1 protein-coding gene is annotated in these 1679 nt (G+C 44.7%); it reads left to right on the top strand.

The features are described 5' to 3' along the window. Positions 1-1679: class I adenylate cyclase (locus A3761_RS20130; protein ID WP_197473142.1), on the top strand; the 1679-nt coding region annotated here is incomplete at both ends.

The following is a 1679-nucleotide window of genomic DNA, read 5'->3' as shown; positions in this document are numbered from 1 at the left end:
TGGATAAAGAAAGTAGTGGTTCTGCACAACATTATTTGCTGCTGGACGAGTTTTATCGTACTGCGATTTTATTAGCGGGGCGTTACCCAATTTGGTGGCTGATTCCACCAAATTTAGAAGGAGAATACGAGGAGAAAGTTGATCTCCTGTTGAGTAAACGTTTTATTAAACAGCAAGAGGTTCTCGATTTTGGTAGCGCTGCGTTTATTCCTAAAAGTGAGTTGATAGGTGCTGGGCTATGGCAGCTATATAAAGGCCTGGACTCGCCCTATAAATCAGTACTGAAAATCTTGCTGGCGGAAGTTTATGCCCAAGAGCTTCCGGAAGCTGAAACTTTGAGTCAGGTTTATAAGCGCGCTGTTTATGATGATGAATTAGGTATTGAAGATCTGGATCCATATCTTCTTGTCTATCAGCGTCTCGAAGCTTATTTAAATAAAAGAAAAGAACATAAACGGCTCGATATTGTTCAGAAGAGCTTTTACATTAAAGTTGCGAAAAAACTCTCTCGATCCCCATCGGGAAGGGGGCCTTCATGGCAGAGAAAACTATTGGAAAAAATTGTCCGAACCTGGGGTTGGTCAGAGAGTAAGTTCAGGTACCTGGACTCTCGCGCCAAATGGAAAGTTGATGAGGTTCTGGTCGAGCGCCAAGTCTTAGTGGCAGAGTTGAGTTACTGTTATCGGTTTTTGTCACAGTATGCTCGCACTCATGGTATTCGCTCCAGTATTACCGCTGAAGACCTTAACCTCCTGGGCAGAAAGCTATACGCAAATTTTCAGAAGAAAGCAGGTAAGGTTGAGCGGGTTAATCCGGGTATTGTCGGGGACTTATGGGAAGAGAACCTGGCTATTCACCATACCAGCTCTCAGTTGATGCCAAGTGAGCAAAGCGGCTGGCTGTTATACAGGAATCTAAGTACTGATTCAGATGCTTCGTTTGAAGTGCCCTTGAAGAAATTTACTTCGATGGTGGAGTTACTTGCATGGCTATATTTTAACGGCATTGTAAATAGCTCCACTCGCTTAAGTCTGGTACCGGGTGATACGGGCTACAGGCTACAAGAAGTTCAGCAGATGATTCGTGCTTTGCAGCAAAGTATTAGCGTACCTCTTCCACCAGTGAATCAGGCAAGCTTTGTTAAGGCTGCGCAGGTTACACAGGTGGTCTTGTTTGTGAGCGTTGGTTTAGACCCCATGGAAGAATTAGCGGAACGGGGGATGCAGCGTTTAAGTGATCGTACAGATGCACTCGACTACAGTACCGATCGCTTTAACCTGGTACGCACGATAGATCAAATCAGTATTAATAGCTGGAATGAAGTCAGTGCGCACCGTTTTGAAGTGGGTGATACCCTGATGCAAACCCTGCAGTCTTATTTGCAGATTTGTTTGGCACAGCAAAGTGACTTCGAGTGTGAATTACGTGTATTTTGTTTCTGCCCTCAGCGAGCGAGTATTATTGCTTCGCGTGTTGAAGGTGTCTTTACCTCGATCAAGAAAGCTTTTTTTCCAGATGGACGTGTCCGCTCTGTTCGCTATGTTCTCGATATGGGCGGGCGTCACTATGTGGTTCAGTATGTTGATGAGCAGTTCAGGTATTTTTCCTATGCAAATGAGGTGGAGCTCTACAAAGCCTTAAAGCAGGGGCAGCGTCACTATAGCCCAATTATTTTTGAT

The sequence above is a fragment of the Oleiphilus sp. HI0123 genome, assembly GCF_001635315.1.
The sequence above is the reverse complement of the archived record's forward strand: the minus strand, read 5'-3'. Positions and strand labels throughout refer to the sequence as shown.